Annotated in this window: 1 protein-coding gene; it reads left to right on the forward strand. The window is 62.3% G+C overall.

Features of this window, described 5'->3' with window-relative positions; genetic code table 11:
- Window positions 1–281: 281 nt before the first annotated feature.
- On the forward strand, window positions 282–1,184 hold a 903-nt coding region (locus AC13QO_RS29880; protein ID WP_488542762.1), incomplete at its 3' end, for an IS110 family RNA-guided transposase.

The following is a 1,184-nucleotide window of genomic DNA, read 5'->3' on the forward strand; positions in this document are numbered from 1 at the left end:
TACATTTTTTTCATCCAAGAAGATGCCGGCAGGCAGATGAGGGGGTGAGCGGCAAAGCCGCGAATGCGCTGAGCGCAAGCGAAGGGCAATGAATGGCGTACTCTGCGGCCCCCTTGCATGTTCAATTCGCGCTGATTGATGATCGGTGCGCACTCCGGCGGATGGCCATCCGCCGGAGTGCGGACGGCCGGGACCGCAGGCCCCTTGGCTTGAACCGGGGATGAGATTGGTCCGGCCGTCCTCGCGTTTGTCCTGAACAGATGATGGGGAGCAAGTCCCGCATGCAAGGCAAGGTTTCGTTCCAAGAAGACGCGATGCCGGTAGTTTATGCCGGTGTGGACGTGAGTAAAGAGTGGCTTGATGTTCATCTGCATCCGCTGGGCGAAAGCCGGCGGTTTAGCAATGACAAGACCGGCATCGACCAGCTGAAACGGCTGCTGGCCAGGCATCGGCCCAAAAGCATCGTGATGGAGGCAACCGGTAAGTTCCATCGCCCCGCCCATCACTCGCTTTGGCTCGATGGCTTTGCCGTCGCCGTGGTCGATCCGTTGCGCGCGCGCATGTTTGCCCGCGCCTGCGGCTATCTCGCCAAGACCGATCGGCTAGATGCCCGTTTCCTGGCGCTCTTGGCCGAGAGCCTGCGCCCGCCGGCCGACACGCCGCCAAGTCCTCACATCGAGGCCTTGCAGGAGTTGGTCAATGCACGATCGGCAGCCAAATGCGACATCACCGCCCTGCAGAATCGCAGCAAGGCTGCCACCACTGCCTTTCTGCGCGGCGAACTCAACCGCCTTGTGCGACGGCTGGAACAGCATGTCGAACGTCTCGACAAAGAGATCGAACGATGTGTCGGCGAGGATCCGCAGCTCTGCCGCAAGGCCGAGATCCTCACCTCCATTCCCGGCATCGGCCGCGTCACGGCCCTGGCCTTGATGGCCGGCATGGACGAGTTGGGGACATGTTCGGGCAAACAGGCCGCCATGCTGGCAGGGCTTGCCCCAATCGCGAACGACAGCGGTGCACGAACCGGACGTCGTTCCATCCGCGCCGGCAGGCCCGCACCCCGGCGCGCGCTCTACATGGCCGCCTTGTCGGCATGTCGCTACAATCCCGCGCTTGCTCGTTTCGCAGACACGCTCAAAGCCACAGGAAAACCAGCCAAGGTCATCCTTGTCGCCATCATG

Source organism: Rhizobium sp. CNPSo 3670, from assembly GCF_057784555.1.